Annotated in this window: 13 protein-coding genes; 3 read left to right on the top strand and 10 right to left on the bottom strand. The window is 72.2% G+C overall.

Annotated features, from left to right (window positions below; all coding sequences use genetic code 11):
• Nucleotides 1-30: 30 nt before the first annotated feature.
• The 7 genes from ACZ7L5_RS05305 to hrcA all read right to left on the bottom strand — a co-directional run bounded on the left by ACZ7L5_RS05305 (nt 31) and on the right by hrcA (nt 8,706).
• Entirely contained in the window at nt 31-3,261 is a 3,231-nt protein-coding gene (locus ACZ7L5_RS05305; protein WP_471514588.1) for a S41 family peptidase, read from the bottom strand.
• Nucleotides 3,262-3,336: 75 nt separating this feature from the next.
• The gene (locus tag ACZ7L5_RS05300; protein ID WP_471514586.1) at nt 3,337-3,849 is read right to left on the bottom strand and encodes a hypothetical protein; all 513 of its coding nucleotides are present in this window, start codon (nt 3,847-3,849) and stop codon (nt 3,337-3,339) included.
• Nucleotides 3,850-3,995: 146 nt separating this feature from the next.
• Nucleotides 3,996-4,388: a VOC family protein gene (locus ACZ7L5_RS05295; RefSeq protein WP_363038155.1), complete on the bottom strand. Its 393-nt coding sequence runs from the start codon at nt 4,386-4,388 to the stop codon at nt 3,996-3,998.
• Between the two features lie 21 nt (nt 4,389-4,409).
• Nucleotides 4,410-5,165, bottom strand: a complete 756-nt coding sequence (locus tag ACZ7L5_RS05290; protein ID WP_471514584.1) for a 16S rRNA (uracil(1498)-N(3))-methyltransferase — start codon at nt 5,163-5,165, stop codon at nt 4,410-4,412.
• Nucleotides 5,162-6,247: a nitronate monooxygenase gene (locus ACZ7L5_RS05285; RefSeq protein ID WP_471514582.1), complete on the bottom strand. Its 1,086-nt coding sequence runs from the start codon at nt 6,245-6,247 to the stop codon at nt 5,162-5,164. The genes ACZ7L5_RS05290 and ACZ7L5_RS05285 overlap by 4 nt, the downstream gene beginning before the upstream one ends.
• Before the next feature lie 305 nt (nt 6,248-6,552).
• The gene (gene dnaJ, locus ACZ7L5_RS05280) at nt 6,553-7,689 is read right to left on the bottom strand and encodes a molecular chaperone DnaJ (protein WP_362382343.1); all 1,137 of its coding nucleotides are present in this window, start codon (nt 7,687-7,689) and stop codon (nt 6,553-6,555) included.
• Nucleotides 7,690-8,706, bottom strand: a complete 1,017-nt coding sequence (gene hrcA, locus ACZ7L5_RS05275) for a heat-inducible transcriptional repressor HrcA (RefSeq protein WP_328881715.1) — start codon at nt 8,704-8,706, stop codon at nt 7,690-7,692.
• 162 nt (nt 8,707-8,868) lie between these two features.
• Here hrcA and ACZ7L5_RS05270 point away from each other — a divergent pair, with 162 nt between their 5' ends.
• Both ACZ7L5_RS05270 and ACZ7L5_RS05265 read left to right on the top strand, forming a co-directional pair.
• Nucleotides 8,869-9,606 (top strand): MBL fold metallo-hydrolase, encoded by a 738-nt coding sequence (locus ACZ7L5_RS05270; RefSeq protein WP_471514579.1) that lies wholly within the window; start codon nt 8,869-8,871, stop codon nt 9,604-9,606.
• Nucleotides 9,607-9,648: 42 nt separating this feature from the next.
• The gene (locus ACZ7L5_RS05265) at nt 9,649-10,464 is read left to right on the top strand and encodes a DUF3097 domain-containing protein (protein WP_471514577.1); all 816 of its coding nucleotides are present in this window, start codon (nt 9,649-9,651) and stop codon (nt 10,462-10,464) included.
• Here ACZ7L5_RS05265 and ACZ7L5_RS05260 read toward each other — a convergent pair.
• From ACZ7L5_RS05260 to ACZ7L5_RS05250, 3 genes are all read right to left on the bottom strand, one after another.
• On the bottom strand, nt 10,442-11,020 hold the full coding sequence (locus ACZ7L5_RS05260) for a Uma2 family endonuclease (protein WP_471515803.1): 579 nt from the start codon (nt 11,018-11,020) through the stop codon (nt 10,442-10,444). The two genes, ACZ7L5_RS05265 and ACZ7L5_RS05260, sit on opposite strands and share 23 nt — an antisense overlap.
• A gap of 99 nt (nt 11,021-11,119) precedes the next feature.
• Entirely contained in the window at nt 11,120-12,352 is a 1,233-nt protein-coding gene (gene hemW, locus ACZ7L5_RS05255; RefSeq protein ID WP_471514575.1) for a radical SAM family heme chaperone HemW, read from the bottom strand.
• 50 nt (nt 12,353-12,402) lie between these two features.
• On the bottom strand, nt 12,403-14,346 hold the full coding sequence (locus ACZ7L5_RS05250) for a SpoIIE family protein phosphatase (RefSeq protein WP_471514573.1): 1,944 nt from the start codon (nt 14,344-14,346) through the stop codon (nt 12,403-12,405).
• Between the two features lie 102 nt (nt 14,347-14,448).
• On the opposite strand from ACZ7L5_RS05250, the gene ACZ7L5_RS05245 reads away from it, so the two are divergent.
• On the top strand, nt 14,449-15,454 hold a 1,006-nt coding region (locus tag ACZ7L5_RS05245), incomplete at its 3' end, for a HAMP domain-containing protein (RefSeq protein WP_471514571.1).

Here is a 15,454-nt window from a genome sequence, read left to right as displayed (position 1 = left end):
CGGCCACGGCCCGCCGGCACCCCGCCCGCCTCAGGTCGGCAGACTCGGCGGTGTCTTCGCCGGCCGTTCCTCCAGCCCCGCCAGCGCGATCCGGATCGCCTCGTCCAGCTGGGCGTCCCGCCCCGCCGCCCAGTCCTGCGGGCGCTGGAGCACCTCCACGTCCGGGTCCACGCCGTGGTTCTCCACGTCCCAGCCGTAGCCCTCCAGCCAGATGGCGTACTTCGGCTGGGTGATCAGCGTGCCGTCGACCAGGCGGTAGCGGCTGTCGATACCGATGACACCGCCCCACGTCCGCGTGCCCACCACCGGGCCGAGCCCCAGCGCCTTGATGGCCGCGTTGACGATGTCCCCGTCGGACCCGGAGAACTCGTTCGCCACCGCCACGACGGGTCCGCGCGGGGCGTCCGCGGGATAGCTGTACGGCCGCATCCCGCGCGGCAGTTCCCAGCCCACGATCCGCCGGGCCAGCTTCTCGACGACGAGCTGCGAGGTGTGCCCGCCGCCGTTCTCCCGGACGTCCACGACGAGCCCTTCGCGTGCCACCTCGACGCGCAGGTCACGGTGGATCTGGGCCCACCCGGGCGCCTGCATGTCCGGCACATGGAGGTAGCCGAGCCGGCCGCCGGACTTCTCGTGGACGTACGCCCGCCGGTCCGCCACCCAGGCGTGGTACCGCAGGGGCTGCTCGTCGGAGATCGGGACCACGACCGCATGCCGTACGTCTCCGCCGCCGGCCGGCGAGATCGTCAGCTCCACCGCCTTGCCCGCCGTGCCGACGAGCAGCGGGCCGGGCCCGGTCACCGGGTCCACCGGCGCGCCGGCCACCGCCACGATCGCGTCCCCGGCCCGCACGGCGACCCCGGGCGCGGCCAGCGGGGCCCGCGCGTCGGGGTCGGAGGTCTCCGAGGGCAGGATCCGGTCGATCCGCCAACTCCCCTCGGCGTGACGGGAGATGTCGGCGCCGAGCAGGCCCTGCCGGGCCCCGCTGCCGTACCCGCCGCGCGGGGCGACATAGGCGTGCGAGGTGCCGAGCTCGCCCTGCACCTCCCACAGCAGGTCCATCAGGTCGTCGTGGGTGGCCACCCGGTCGAGCAGCGGGCGGTAGCGGTCCAGCACCCCGGACCAGTCCACCCCGTTCATGTCCGGCCGCCAGAAGTGGTCCCGCATGATGCGGCCGGTCTCCTCGAACATCTGGCGCCACTCGGCCGACGGGTCGACCGTCTGCCGTACGCGGGTCAGGTCGACGGTGATGTTCGTGTCACCGTCGTCGTCGCCGGAGGCCCGCCGGTCGCTCGGTACGACCTTCAGCCGTCCGTCGGCCCACAGCAGCACCCGCTTGCCGTCGCCGCTGACCTCGAAGTCGTCGGCGTCGTCGGCGAGATGCTCCACGCGCCGCTGGACGAGGTCGTAGCGCTCCAGCTCGGTCTTGGGCTCGGGGTCGTCGGGCGTGGCCCGGGAGGCACCGAGGGCGCCGCGCACGGGGTGCCGCAGCCACAGCACGCCGTCCTTGGCGGTCCGCAGCGTGCTGTAACGGGCGGCCTCGACCGGGAACGGCACGATCCGGTCGGCGAGGCCTTCGAGGTCGATGCGCGTGGTCGGGGTGCCCTCGCTGTCGGGCGTCTCGTCCTTGTCGGGCGCGTCGAAGGGGCGGCCGTGCCGCTGCGGCCCGAAGGGGGACGGGGTGGTCGCGGCGAGGGTGATCAGGTGCGGGCGGGAGCCGACCACGAAGGCGAGGTCGAAGACGTGCTCGTCGTAGACCGGGTCGAAGGCGCGGGTCGACAGGAACACCAGGTGCTTGCCGTCCTGCGTGAACGCCGGTGCGTAGTCCTGGAAGCGCAGCGGGGTCGCCTCGGACACCGACAGGTCGGTGGTGTTGGCGAGCTTGAGCTGGGACAGCGGGCGCGGGCCGGGGTGCGACCAGGCGAGCCAGGCGGAGTCGGGCGAGAAGACCAGCCCCGAGACGTCCCCGTCCGCGCTGCGGTCCACCTCGCGCACCTCGCCGGTCTCCCGCTCGACGAACAGCACGCGGCCGTCGTGCGCGGCGACCGCGGCCCGGCTCCCGTCGGGCGCCATGGCGAGTTCCAGTACGCGGCCCAGCTGCCCGGCGCCGAGCCTGCGCGGGGTGGCTCCCGGCGCGAGCCCGGTCGCGGGCGCGAACTCCAGCGCGTCGTCGCCCTCCGCGTCCGTCACCCACACCACCCACTCCTCGCCGTCCGCGCGGAAGGTGCGCGGCAGCCGGGCCCGTACGCCCGGTTCGGCGGCGAGTGCACGGGCGGGGCCGGAGCGGTGGGTGACCCAGTGCACGGCGCCCCGCACGGAGACGGCGCTGCCGCGCGCGGTGTGGTCGGGCGCCGCCTCACCGAACGCGCGGGCGGCGTTCAACGGGTACGTCTGCCGGTCGGTGCGCTGCCCGCCGAGCCGGATGTCGAGCCGGCGCGGCTCGGCGCCGTCGAGGTCGTCCAGGAGCCACAGTTCACCGGCGGAGGTGTGGACGACCCGGGTGCCGTCGCTCGCGGCGTGCCGGGCGTAGAAGCCGTCGACAGCGGTGTGCCGTCGCAGGTCGGACCCGTCGGCGAGGGACGAGTACACGGCCCCCGCGCCCTCGTGATCGGACAGGAAGGCGACCCGCTCCCCCACCCACATGGGGTACTCGATGTTCCCGTCCAGCTCCTCATGCAGCCGTACGAAGTCCCCGTCGCCGTCACGCTCGATCCACAGCTTGCCCGCCGTGCCGCCCCGGTAGCGCTTCCACCGGGCCGCCTCCAGCCCCATGGGTGCGGACGCGAGCAGCAGCCGGGGTCCGTGGACGACGTCGGCGACGGGGCCGTACGGCAGCGTGGTGGCCGGTCCGCCGTCGAGCGGGACCGTGTGGGCCCAGGTGCGGCGGCTGCCCGCCTGCCCCCGGCTGCTGATCGCGAGGACCTGGCCGTCGGGGGTCCAGCCGCGCACCCGGGTCTGCGCGCTGCCCCAGTGGGTGAGGCGCCTGGAGGGGCCGCCGTCGACCGGCGCGATGTGCACCTCGGGGGCGCCGTCGCGGGTGGAGGTCCAGGCGACGGTCGTACCGTCGGGCGAGATGCGCGGCAGGGAGACCGGCACGTTGTCGGCGCTGATCCGCCAGGCCCTGCCGCCGTCGAGGGGGGCGAGCCATACGTCGTCCTCGGCGGTGAAGGCGACCAGGTCGCCGTGCAGGTGCGGATACCGCAGATACGACGGCGCGGGGACGGGGGCCAAAGTCGAAGCTGGCGTCGCGGACTGTGTCACCCGATCACCCTAGGCAACCGCGGCGTCCGCGGACAGGCCTTTGGATCACTTGCCCCAACTCCCGCCAGGACACGGTCACTTGCCCTCCGGCCAGCAGTTCGGGTGTTGCTTGCAGTAGACGGTCTTGGTGACCGTCACCGTGACCGTGGGGCCGGGCTCCTGTCCGCCCCCGGACGGGTTGACGGGCGAGGGCGTGGCGTCGCACTTGCCCAGCCCGTTCACGTGGAACCATTCCTTGCCGTCGATCTTGGCGACCAGGTCCCCGCGCACACAGGAACCGCTGACGGCCCGGGTGATCCGGCCGGTGACGACGATGTCCTTGCCGTCCTTGGTCTCGCCCTCGCAGTCGACCTTGACGACGGTGTTCTCACTCGCGGTCGGCGAACTGCCGTTCTGGCCGCCGTCGTACGAGCCCGTGCAGTTGAGCCATTGCACGTCGGCCTTCTGCCGCTCCAGCTCCTCGGTCACGGTCTGATCGGTCGTGAACGCCACGGTCGCCGAGCTCAGTCCACCCGGATCGCAGCCGGTCACCGAGCCGACGGCGACGACCGCGAGCCCCGCCACGCCGGCCACCCGCGCCCCGCGCATACGACGCCCAGCACGCCGGTCCGCGCGAGGCCAGACCCTCCTGAATGCCCCCATGGGACCGCAGCCTGCCACTGTCCCGGCCGCCGCGGTAGAGCGCATACGGCCACTCCCTGCTCGCGCAGTTCACGGCGGGAGGCAGTCGATCCTCAGGAGCGCAGGAGCAGCCACTCCTGAAGCTCGACCAGGTTGCCCTCGGGGTCCTTGAGGTGGGCGACGCGCATGCGGTCGGTCATCGGGGCGGGGTCGTGCAGGAGGGTCGCGCCGCGTGCGGTGATCTGTTCGCAGTAGGTGTCCAGATCGTCGACGCGCAGGACCACCAGTGAGCGGTGGCCCTTGGCCTCGTCGCCGAGTTCGCCGACGATCGCGGCCATCATCGCCCGGTCCTGGAGGGCGACGCCCGCCGAACCGGTGGCGGGGCTGAACTTCTCGTAGGGCCCGTTCGTCGCGCCCGACTGCGGCTTGAGGCCGAGGACATCGGCGTAGAAGCGGTAGCAGGCGGCGAAGTCGCCGACCAGCAGCCGTACTTGGGCGAGTTCCACGGGGGGACGTCCCTCCTGCTGTCAGGACCAGCGGCCGGTGCGGCCGAGGAGCAGTGCCGTCGCCGCGGTTCCGGCGGTGGAGGTGCGCAGGACGGTACGGCCCAGACGGTACGCCTTCACGCCCGCCTCCTCGAAGAGGGCGAGTTCCTCGGGGGCCACGCCACCCTCGGGGCCGACGACGAGCACGATCTCGCCCTCGGCGGGCAGTTCGGCCGTCGCGAGCGGCTCGCTGCCGTAGTCGCGCTCCTCGTGCAGTACGGCGGCGAAGTCGGCGTCGGCGAGCAGCGCGGCGACCTGCTTGGTCGTGGCCGCCTCAGCGACCTCCGGGAAGCGCACCCGGCGCGACTGCTTGCCGGCCTCGCGGGCGGTGGCCCGCCACTTGCCGAGGGCCTTCGCCCCCCGCTCGCCCTTCCACTGGGTGATGCACCGGGCAGCCGCCCACGGCACGATCGCGTCGACGCCGGTCTCGGTCATGGTCTCGACGGCCAGTTCACCGCGGTCGCCCTTGGGGAGGGCCTGGACGACGGTGATACGAGGCTGCTGCGCCGGCTCCTCGGCCACCGCACCCACGCCCACGACCAGCCGGTCCTTGCCCTCGGCAGCCTTGACGACGCCCTCGACCCAGCGCCCGAGCCCGTCGGTGAGGACGACCTCCTCGCCGGCCCGCAGCCGCTTCACGGAGACAGCGTGCCGTCCCTCGGGGCCGTCGAGAACGTACTCGCCGCCGGCGAGGTGGCCCCGCTCCAGCGACTCGACGACGAACACCGGCGCCGTCATCCGACCGCACCCCCCTCGCGCGCCGCCGACAACGCTGTCGCCGCGGCGGCCAGCTCGGCGGCCAGTACCTCCACCAGCTGCCCGGCCGGCAGGTCGCGTGCCATGCGGTGCCCCTGCCCGGCCCACAGGGCCATGCCCTGCGCGTCACCGGACGCTGCGGCCTTCTTACGCAGGGGTGAGGTCAGGTGGTGGACCTCGGGGTAGGCGGCGGGGGCGTACGGCCCGTGCTCGCGCATGAAGCGGTTGACCAGGCCGCGGGCGGGCCGGCCGGAGAACGCGCGCGTCAACTCGGTCCGTGCGAACAGGGGGTTGGTCAGCGCCTGCTTGTGCAGGGCGTTGGCGCCGGACTCCTGGGTGGCGAGGAAGGCGGTGCCGAGCTGGGCGGCAGCGGCCCCGGCCGCGAGGACGGCGGCGATCTGGCTGCCGCGCATGATGCCGCCGGCGGCGACGATGGGCAGGCTCACGGTCTCCCGGACCTGCGCGATGAGGGCGAGCAGTCCGATGCCCGACCGATCCGTCTCCGGGTTGTCCCGATGCGTCCCCTGATGCCCGCCGGCCTCCACTCCCTGCACGATCACGGCATCGGCACCGGCCTGCTGTACGGCGAGGGCCTCGTCCGGTGCGGTCACGGTGACGAGGGTGAAGGTGCCGGCGCGGCGCAGGGACTCCAGCACATCCGGCTTCGGCACCCCGAAGTGGAACGAGACGACCGGCACCGGGTTGTCGAGCAGCACGGCCAGCTTGGCGTCGTACCCGTCGTCCCGCCCGCTGTCCGGGTCCCCCAGCTCGGTCTCGTACCAGGCGGCCTCACCGGCGAGCTGATGCGCGTAGACGTCCACGGCCGCGGCGTCGGCATACTCGGGCTGCGGCATGAACAGGTTGACCCCGAAGGGCCGGCCCGTCAGACTCCGCAGCTGCTTGATCTCCTGGTACATCCCGTCGGCGGTCTTGTACCCGGCGGCGAGGAACCCCAGCCCACCTGCCTCGGACACGGCAGCGGCGAGCTGCGGCACGGAGACGCCGCCCGCCATGGGGGCCTGCACGATCGGATGGGGGAAGAGACCGGTCAGCGCGGAGGACATGACGGCATGTTGTCACGTCCTCCGAACAAGTCCGAATCGGCCCTGTGCCGTGCAATGTACGGGGACTGGCCCGCCGGACTCAGCGCCCGTTGAACGCGTCCTTCAACCGCGAGAACAACCCCTGCTGCCCCGGCTGACTGTGCTTGCCCGGGGGCCGACCCCCGGACCCCCAGCACCACCTCACAGCTCACGTCAACGCCCGTTGAACGCGTCCTTCAACCGCGACAACAACCCCTGCTGCCCCGGCTGACTGTGCCCGCCCGGGGGCCGACCCCCGGACCCCCAGCACCACCTCACAGCTCACGTCAACGCCCGTTGAACGCGTCCTTCAACCGCGAGAACAACCCCTGCTGCCCCGGCTGGAACTGCCCCGTCGGCCGCTCCTCGCCGCGCAGCTTGGCCAGCTCGCGCAGCAGCCGCTCCTGCTCGGGGTCCAGCTTGGTCGGCGTGGTGACCTCGACGTGCACGATGAGGTCGCCGCGCCCGCCGCCCCGCAGATGCGTCACACCGCGTCCGTGCAACGGAATCGACTGACCGGACTGGGTGCCGGGCCGGATGTCGACCTCCTCCAGGCCGTCTAGCGTCTCCAGCGGCACCTTCGTGCCGAGGGACGCCGCGGTCATCGGGATCGTCACCGTGCAGTGCAGGTCGTCGCCCCGCCGCTGGAAGGTCGAGTGCGGCAGCTCGTGGATCTCGACGTACAGGTCACCGGCGGGACCGCCACCGGGCCCGACCTCGCCCTCGCCGGCGAGCTGGATCCGGGTGCCGTTGTCGACACCGGCCGGGATCTTGACCGTGAGCGTCCGACGGGACCGCACGCGTCCGTCGCCCGCGCACTCGGGACACGGCGTGGGAACCACCGTGCCGAATCCCTGGCACTGCGGGCAGGGCCGCGACGTCATGACCTGGCCCAGGAAGGACCGCGTCACCTGCGAGACCTCACCGCGACCGCGGCACATGTCACACGTCTGGGCGGAGGTGCCGGGGGCAGCCCCCTCACCGTTGCAGGTGTTGCAGACGACGGCCGTGTCGACCTGGATGTCCTTCGTCGTACCGAAGGCCGCCTCGTCGAGCTCGACCTCCAGCCGGATCATCGCGTCCTGGCCCCGACGGGTGCGCGAGCGCGGGCCGCGCTGGGACGCCGTACCGAAGAAGGCGTCCATGATGTCCGAGAAGTTGCCGAAGCCACCCGCACCGAAGCCGCCCGCGCCCGCGCCGCCCGCCTGGGACAGCGGGTCGCCGCCGAGGTCGTAGACCTGCTTCTTCTGCGGGTCCGACAGCACCTCGTAAGCGGCGTTGATCTCCTTGAACCGCTCCTGGGTCTTCGGATCCGGGTTGACGTCCGGGTGCAGCTCGCGCGCGAGCCGCCGGAAGGCCTTCTTGATCTCTTCCTGCGACGCGTCGCGGCGCACGCCGAGAACGGCGTAGTAGTCCGTGGCCACTTACGACTCCGCCAGGATCTGTCCGACGTACCGTGCCACTGCGCGTACCGCTCCCATCGTTCCCGGGTAATCCATGCGGGTCGGTCCGACCACGCCGAGCTTGGCTACTGCCTCACCGCCCGAACCGTAGCCGACCGACACGACAGACGTTGAGTTGAGTCCCTCGTAGGCGTTCTCGTGACCGATGCGTACGGTCATGCCCGAATCCCCTGCCTCGCCAAGGAGCTTGAGGAGCACGACATGCTCCTCCAGGGCCTCCAGGACGGGCCGGATGGTGAGGGGGAAGTCATGTCCGAAGCGGGTGAGATTGGCGGTGCCGCCGATCATCAGCCGCTCTTCGTTCTCCTCGACGAGTGTCTCCAGCAGGGTGGAGAGCACGGCCGAGACGGTGCCGCGGTCCTCTATGTCGAAGGCCTCTGCGAGGTCCTCGACGAGCCTTGGCACATCGGTGAAGCGCCGCCCCGCGACCCGGCTGTTCAGCCGCGCGCGCAGATCCGCGAGCGAGGCCTCACCGAAGGGCGCGGGACAGTCGATCATCCGCTGCTCGACCCGACCGGTGTCCGTGATCAGCACGAGCATCACGCGCGCGGGCGCGAGCGAGAGCAGCTCGACATGCCGGACGGTGGACCGGGTCAGCGACGGGTACTGCACGACGGCGACCTGCCGTGTGAGCTGCGCGAGCAGCCGTACGGTGCGCGCCACGACGTCGTCGAGGTCGACGGCGCCGTCGAGGAAGTTCTGGATGGCGCGCCGCTCCGGCGGGGTCATCGGCTTGACGCCGGCGAGCTTGTCGACGAACAGCCGGTAGCCCTTGTCGGTCGGGATGCGCCCCGCGCTGGTATGCGGCTGGGCGATGAATCCCTCGTCCTCCAGGGCGGCCATGTCATTGCGGACGGTCGCCGGGGAGACCCCGAGGTTGTGCCGCTCGGTCAGCGCCTTCGATCCGACCGGCTCCTCGGTCCCGACATAGTCCTGGACGATGGCGCGCAACACCTGAAGCCTGCGTTCACTCAGCAACCGCGCACACCTCCAGAAGTCGTCCCCTTGACATCTCGCCTGGCACTCTGCGCTGGTGAGTGCCAACCGTCCCCGGCCAGTGTACGGCGGTGGGGTACGCCCCGGGCAAGGCCGGTCCGGCACCACCATGCCCGACGGTGCTGTCTTGGTTAGCGTCGCCGTATGACGGTGACTTGGGAAGAGCTCGGGTGGGAACGGCTGGCGGCCGGGGTGGGCAGATGCCGGCTTCCGGGCTGGGACTGCACCGTGGGGCTGGTCGTGGGCCGGGAAACGGCGCTCGTGATCGACGCCGGGTCAAGCCTCGGGGAGGGCGCGCGGTTGCGGACGCAGGCGCAGTGGCTCGCGGGTCACCGTGTGACTCATCTCGCGCTGACGCATCCGCACTTCGATCATGTCTTCGGGGCTGCGGCGTTCGCCGGGGCGGAGGTGTACGGCCCGGTGGGCATGGACACGGTGTCCGCACACGCGCGTGCGGAACTGCGCTCGGACGCCGTCGGCAACGGCCTGGACCCGGACGCGGCGGACGAGGCGATCGACGCCCTGGTCCGTCCCCGCCACCAGGTGAGCGGCGAGTGGACCCTCGACCTGGACGGCGGCCGGCAGGTCCTGCTGGCGAACGTGGGCCCGGCCCACACCGCCCACGATCTGGCCGTGCTCGTGCCGGGCGGGGCCTCGGGCGACCGGGAGGTCGTCTTCTGCGGCGATCTGGTGGAGGAGTCCGGCGAACCCCAGGCGGGCCCCGACGCCGTACCGTCGCGGTGGCCGGCCGCCCTGGACCGCCTGCTGGACCTGGGCGGCGAGGACGCGCTGTACGTGCCCGGTCACGGAGCGGTGGTGGATGCGGAGTTCGTACGACAGCAGCGGGACGCCTTGGCGGCCCGCTTCGGCGTGTCGCCCTGATCCGCGAGACGTACCCGCAGGGCTTCTCCTATCGTCATCCGAATGCGCCAGTACTCCCCGGACCTGACCCCGCCCTGGAAGAAGCCCAAGCCCGCCCCCGAGGTACCGGCGGACCCGGGCCTGGTCGTGGAGGAGCCGGGCACGGGTTTCTGCGGCGCGGTGATCCGCTGCGAGGCGGGCACGGTGACGCTGGAGGACCGCTTCGGCAAGCACCGGGTGTTCCCGCTGGAGCCGCGGGGGTTCCTGCTGGAGGGCAAGGTGGTGACGCTCGTACGCCCGTCGTCCTCGGCTCCCGCCCGTCCCCGCCGTACGGCGTCCGGTTCGGTCGCCGTCCCCGGCGCACGCGCGCGCGTGGCCCGCGCCGGCCGTATCTACGTGGAGGGCCGCCACGACGCCGAGCTGGTCGAGAAGGTCTGGGGCGACGACCTGCGCATCGAGGGCGTGGTCGTGGAGTACCTGGAGGGCGTCGACGACCTGCCGTCCATCGTGACCGAATTCGCTCCGGGCCCGGACGCCCGCCTCGGCGTCCTGGTGGACCACCTGGTCCCCGGCACGAAGGAGTGGCGCATCGCCGAGGCGGTGACCAGCGAACACGCCCTGGTCGTGGGCCACCCGTACATCGACATCTGGGAGGCGGTGAAGCCGTCGGCCCTGGGCATCGAGTCCTGGCCACGCGTCCCGCACGGGCAGGACTGGAAGACGGGGGTGTGCCGGGCGCTGGGGTGGCCGTCGGAGAACACCGGCGCGGTGTGGCAGGCGATCCTGAAGCGGGTGGGGTCCTACAAGGACCTGGAGCCGGAGTTGCTGGGGCGGGTGGAGGAGCTGATCGACTTCGTTACGGGTAGCGGTGGGGCCTGACGTTGGGGAACGTTCCGAACTCGCTGGTGTCCAGTTCGACGCCCAGAACCTCCAGTGACACCAGGTCACCGAACTTGGTGATCTGCTGCGTCAGATAGTTGGCGTCCTCGCCGTCGCCCTCAGGCCTCGTCAGTAGGACGCACTGCGCCATGATCGGATCGAGAATGAGATACGCAGGCACCTTGCCCGCCGCGTAGATCGACCTCTTGACCACGTAGTCCTGATGAACGCTGGACTTGGAGACGACCTCGACAACCATGGTGACCAGCTGGGACGGCAGCAGATGCCCCGAGGCAGGCAGTACGTCCGGAGCCGCCACGACCAGATCCGGGATGGGCACGCTCGCCTCGCCGATGATGTCGACATCCTGGGTCTGGATGGGATACCAGCGGTCCATGGGAATCTGCCGCAGTGTGTGCATCACGATCAGGTTGTGCACCAGATCTGGGCTGGCCATCATCACGATTACCCCCCGGAGGAGCTCAGCCTTGACGCCCTCGGGAGGCTCGAACTTGTCGAGGTAATTGGCCATTCCACGCTCGTCCACAGCGGTCATCTCCATGGCCTCCCATCCGCCGCGTCCTTTTGGCGGCAGCCTAGGAATTCAGGTTAGGGACCGAACCGACGTTCCGCACCGATTCACTCGCCCGAGTGATCAGTCCACCAGATCCCTGACCACGGCATCCGCCAGCAACCGCCCCCGAAGCGTCAGCACCGCACGCCCCTCCTCGTACGGACCGCTCTGCAGGAGCCCCTCTGCGAGGGCTCGGCGCGAGGCAGCGAGCCCCTGGTCCCGCAGCAACCCCAGCGGCACCCCCTCCCGAAGCCGCAGCTCCAGCAGGATCCGCTCGACACGCCGGTCCTCCTCCGACAGCAGCTCCCGCCCGGCCCCCGGTGACCGCCCCGCCGCCAGGGCCGCCGCGTACGCGCCCGGATGCTTCACGTTCCACCAGCGCACGCCGCCCACGTGCGAGTGGGCGCCCGGGCCCGCGCCCCACCAGTCGGCGCCCCGCCAGTACAGCTCGTTGTGCAGGCAGCGGCCCGCCTGGGAGGTCGCCCAGTTGGAGACCTCGTACCAGTCGAAGCCCGCCTCCGACAGCACCGACTCCGCGATCAGGTACCGGTCCGCGTGGACGTCGTCGTCCGTCATCGGGACCTCGCCCCGGCGGATGCGGCGGGCCAGCTGGGTGCCCTCCTCGACGATCAGGGCGTAGGCGGACACATGGTCCGGGCCGGCGCCGATCGCCGCCTCCAGCGAGGCCCGCCAGTCGTCGTCCGACTCGCCCGGTGTGCCGTAGATCAGGTCCAGGTTGACGTGCTCGAAGCCCGCCGCGCGGGCCTCCGCCACGCACGCCTCGGGACGGCCCGGCGTGTGCGTGCGGTCCAGGACCTTCAGCACGTGCTGCTTCGCGCTCTGCATGCCGAAGGACAGCCGGTTGAAGCCGCCCTCGCGCAGGATGGTCAGATACGCCGGGTCCACCGACTCCGGGTTCGCCTCCGTCGTGATCTCCGCGTCCGGTGCCAGCCCGAACTCGTCGCGGATCGCCCCCAGCATCCGTACGAGATCGTCGGCGGCCAGCAGCGTGGGCGTTCCGCCGCCGACGAAGACCGTGCGGACCTCGCGCGGGTCGTCGCCGAGGACCTTGCGGGCGAGGCGGATCTCGTCGACGAGGGTCTCGGCGTAGTTGTCGCGGGACGCCAGCACTCCCCCCGTCCCGCGCAGCTCGGTCGCCGTGTAGGTGTTGAAGTCGCAGTAGCCGCAGCGGGTCGCGCAGTACGGGACGTGCAGGTAGAAGCCGAGGGGGCGGTCGGCGGACCCGGCGAGGGCGGACGCGGGGAGCGAGCCGTCGTCGGGGACGGGCTCGCCGTCGGGGAGTGCGGAAGGCATGGGTTCCATTGTCCAGCACGCGCGCGTGCCCGCCGGAACCGAGACAACCGCTACTCGGCCTGGAGCACCAGCAACGCCAGATCGTCCTCCGGCGGACGGCCGCTGAACTCGTGCACGAGCCTGCGGATCCGCTCCGCGATCAGCTCGGCGTTCAGCCCCGCGCACCCCGCGAGCGCGGTCGCGAGGCCGTCGCCGTCGTCGAACTGGCGGGCGCCGCTGCGCCGCTCCGTCACCCCGTCGGTCACGCACAGCAGGGTGTCGCCGGAGCGCAGCTCGAAGGTCTCGCTGGTGTACGTGGCGTCCTCGACGACCCCGAGGAGGGTCTGCGGGTGCGCGGCGGTGTGGACCTCGCCGCCCGCGCCCAGCAGCAGCGGCAGCGGGTGTCCGGCGGAGGCGAGGGTGCAGCGGATGCCGCCGTCGAAGGGGGTGAGTTCGCCGTAGAGGAGGGACAGGAAGCGGGTCTGCGGGCCGTCGCCGGGCGCCGGCGGGACCGGGCCGACGAGGGCGCGCGCGGCGGCGTCGGCGGCCTCCGTGGCGTCGTCGAGGAGGAGCTGGTTGAGGCGGTCGAGGACGTCGGCGACCCGGTAGCCCTCCCGCGCGAGGAGCCGCAGCCACGGGCGTGCGATGCCGATAACCACGGCCGCCTCGGGGCCCTTGCCCTGGACGTCCCCGATGGCGAAGCACCAGCGGCCGTCGCCGGCCGGGAAGAGGTCGTAGAAGTCGCCGCTCGGGCCGCCCTTGTCGCACGGCTCGTACACCAGCGCGCTGGCCACGCCGGGAATCTCAGCGACGGCGCCGGGCAGCAGTCCGCGTTGCAGAACCCTGCTGATGGTGGCCTGCCGGGCGTACTGGCGGGCCGCGCCGATGGCGAGGGCCACCCGGCGGGCGAGGTCCTCGACGAGCCCGGTGACCTCGTCGGGGAAGCGCACGAGGTCGGCCCGCCCGATGACCAGCGTGCCCAGCGGGCGGCCCCCGGCGATCAGGCGGTACGCGAGCGCCGTGCCGCGCACCCCGCGTGCGCCGAGCGCCTCACCGGGCCAGGGGTAGGCGACCGGGCCGGTGCGGTGGTCGTCGGCCGGAAGCGGCGGCTCCTTCTCCAGGGCCTGGCGGAGCTCCTCGATGAGGTTCTCGGAGCCGTGCCAGACGCGGGCCAGCCGCGGCCCGGTCCCGGCGGCGCCCTCCGCCGCCCAGCCCGCCCCGGCGCCGGCTTCGCCCGATCGTGGGTATCCCCAGCGCCCGGCGACCTCGTCCTCCAGCCACACCGCACACCAGTCCGCCAGCCGCGGCACGATCAGCTGGCCTGCGAGCGCGGCGACCAGGTTCTCGTCGAGCTGCCCGGCGAGCAGGTCGGAGGCCTCGGCGAGGAAGGACAGGGCACCGCGGTTGAGCCAGTCCCGCTCCCGCTCGGCGCGCTGGGGCTCGGGAGCGAGGATCTCGGCCACGCGCAGCCCGCGCTCAAGCGCGCGCTCCTCGGCGTACGCCTCGATGTCGTCCTTGGCCGCCACGGGGTCCTCGGCGGGCAGCCGCGCCCACACGGTCTTGGCGCCGGCGCGATAGGTGACGCCCCAGGACTCGGCGAGCCGCGACACCAGCCGCAGGCCGCGGCCGTACTCCGGTGTCTCGTACGGCGCCTCGACCTCACCGTCGCGCGGGGCGCGCGAGGGGTGGTGGTCCAGGACCTCGACGAGAAGGGCGCCGGTGTCCTCCAGGCGGCAGGTGAGCTCCAGGTCGGTGCCGGCGTGCACGACGGCGTTGGTGACCAGCTCGCTGACGGCCACGACGGCGTCGTCGACGAGGCGGGCGCTGAGGTGCTCGGTGCCGGGGAGCCCGGAGGCGGCCCATTCCGTGAGGGCGTTGCGCACGAGGGTGCGGGCGGAACCCGGGGAGATCGGACTGCCGGGGAGGACGGCGCGGGTTTCGGCGCCCACGCCCCCCTGCGCAGGCGCATCAGAGGCACGGGAAACGGTCTCCCGTTGCGCCGGAATGGCCCCCATCTACAGCTCCCCGAACGGTTCGGACGAATACGCCTCAGTCGACGCCGACAGAGTGACAGACTGGCCACGCCCATAAGCACCGAGTTACCGAAGTGGGCCGCCATGAGTGAGAACCGTGCTACGCGTGTGCTCGAAGACGGACAGAAAGACGGTCAAATTCGAGCATCGGAACTGCGCCCCCTGCTCGCCGCGATGACCGCGGCGCGGGACGGCGACTTCCGGAGGCTCCCGGAGACCGGTGACGGAGTGGTGGCCGAGCTGACGGCGGTCTTCAACCAGATCATGGACCGGAGCACGCACTTCAACCGTGAAGTGCAGCGGGTCAAGCGGGAGTTGGTCCGGCACGGGAGGCTCGACGAGCGGCTCTCGGCGAGCCCGGGCCCGGGTGACTGGACGACCCGCGTCAACGACGTCAACCAGGTGCTCGACGCCCTGGTCGCCCCGGCGGCGAACGCGACGCGCGTGCTCGACGCGGTGGCCGGCGGCGACCTGACCCAGCGCGTCGATCTGCACGACGGGAGCCGCCAGTTACGCGGCGACCTGCGGCGCCTCGGCCGGGCCGTGAACAAGATGGTCGACCAGCTCTCCCTGTTCACCGGCGAGGTGACCCGCGTGGCCCGTGAGGTCGGCACCGAGGGCCGGCTCGGCGGCCGGGCCAAGGTGACCGGGTTGTCCGGCAGTTGGCGGGACGTGACCGAGGCCGTCAACACGATGGCGTCCCGGCTGACGGCGCAGGTGCGCGACATCGCCCTGGTGACCACGGCGGTGGCCCGCGGCGACCTGACCCGCACGGTCACCGTCGAGGCGACCGGCGAACTGCTCGAACTCAAGCTGACCGTCAACACGATGGTGGACCAGCTGTCCGCCTTCGCCGACGAGGTGACGAGGGTCGCCCGCGAGGTGGGGACGGAAGGGCAGCTGGGCGGACGCGCGCAGGTGCGCGGCGTCTCCGGCGTGTGGAAGGACCTCACCGACAACGTCAACTTCATGGCGTCGAACCTGACCTCGCAGGTCCGCAACATCGCCCAGGTCACCACGGCCGTCGCCAACGGCGACCTGAGCCAGAAGATCACCGTCGACGCCCAGGGCGAGATCCTGGAGCTGAAGT

Source organism: Streptomyces sp. NPDC107528, from assembly GCF_055639295.1.
Note: the sequence above shows the minus strand (reverse complement) of the source record. Positions and strands in the feature narration are given on the sequence as shown.

Bases quoted from the DNA above. Each gene is read 5' to 3' on its own strand.
- ACZ7L5_RS05300 (WP_471514586.1), bottom strand. From the start codon at position 3,849: ATGCGCGGGGCGCGGGTGGCCGGCGTGGCGGGGCTCGCGGTCGTCGCC.
- ACZ7L5_RS05285 (WP_471514582.1), bottom strand. From the start codon at position 6,247: ATGTCCTCCGCGCTGACCGGTCTCTTCCCCCATCCGATCGTGCAGGCC.
- ACZ7L5_RS05270 (WP_471514579.1), top strand. From the start codon at position 8,869: ATGACGGTGACTTGGGAAGAGCTCGGGTGGGAACGGCTGGCGGCCGGG.
- ACZ7L5_RS05250 (WP_471514573.1), bottom strand. From the start codon at position 14,346: ATGGGGGCCATTCCGGCGCAACGGGAGACCGTTTCCCGTGCCTCTGAT.
- hemW (WP_471514575.1), bottom strand. From the start codon at position 12,352: ATGCCTTCCGCACTCCCCGACGGCGAGCCCGTCCCCGACGACGGCTCG.
- ACZ7L5_RS05290 (WP_471514584.1), bottom strand. From the start codon at position 5,165: ATGACGGCGCCGGTGTTCGTCGTCGAGTCGCTGGAGCGGGGCCACCTC.
- ACZ7L5_RS05265 (WP_471514577.1), top strand. From the start codon at position 9,649: ATGCGCCAGTACTCCCCGGACCTGACCCCGCCCTGGAAGAAGCCCAAG.
- ACZ7L5_RS05260 (WP_471515803.1), bottom strand. From the start codon at position 11,020: ATGACCGCTGTGGACGAGCGTGGAATGGCCAATTACCTCGACAAGTTC.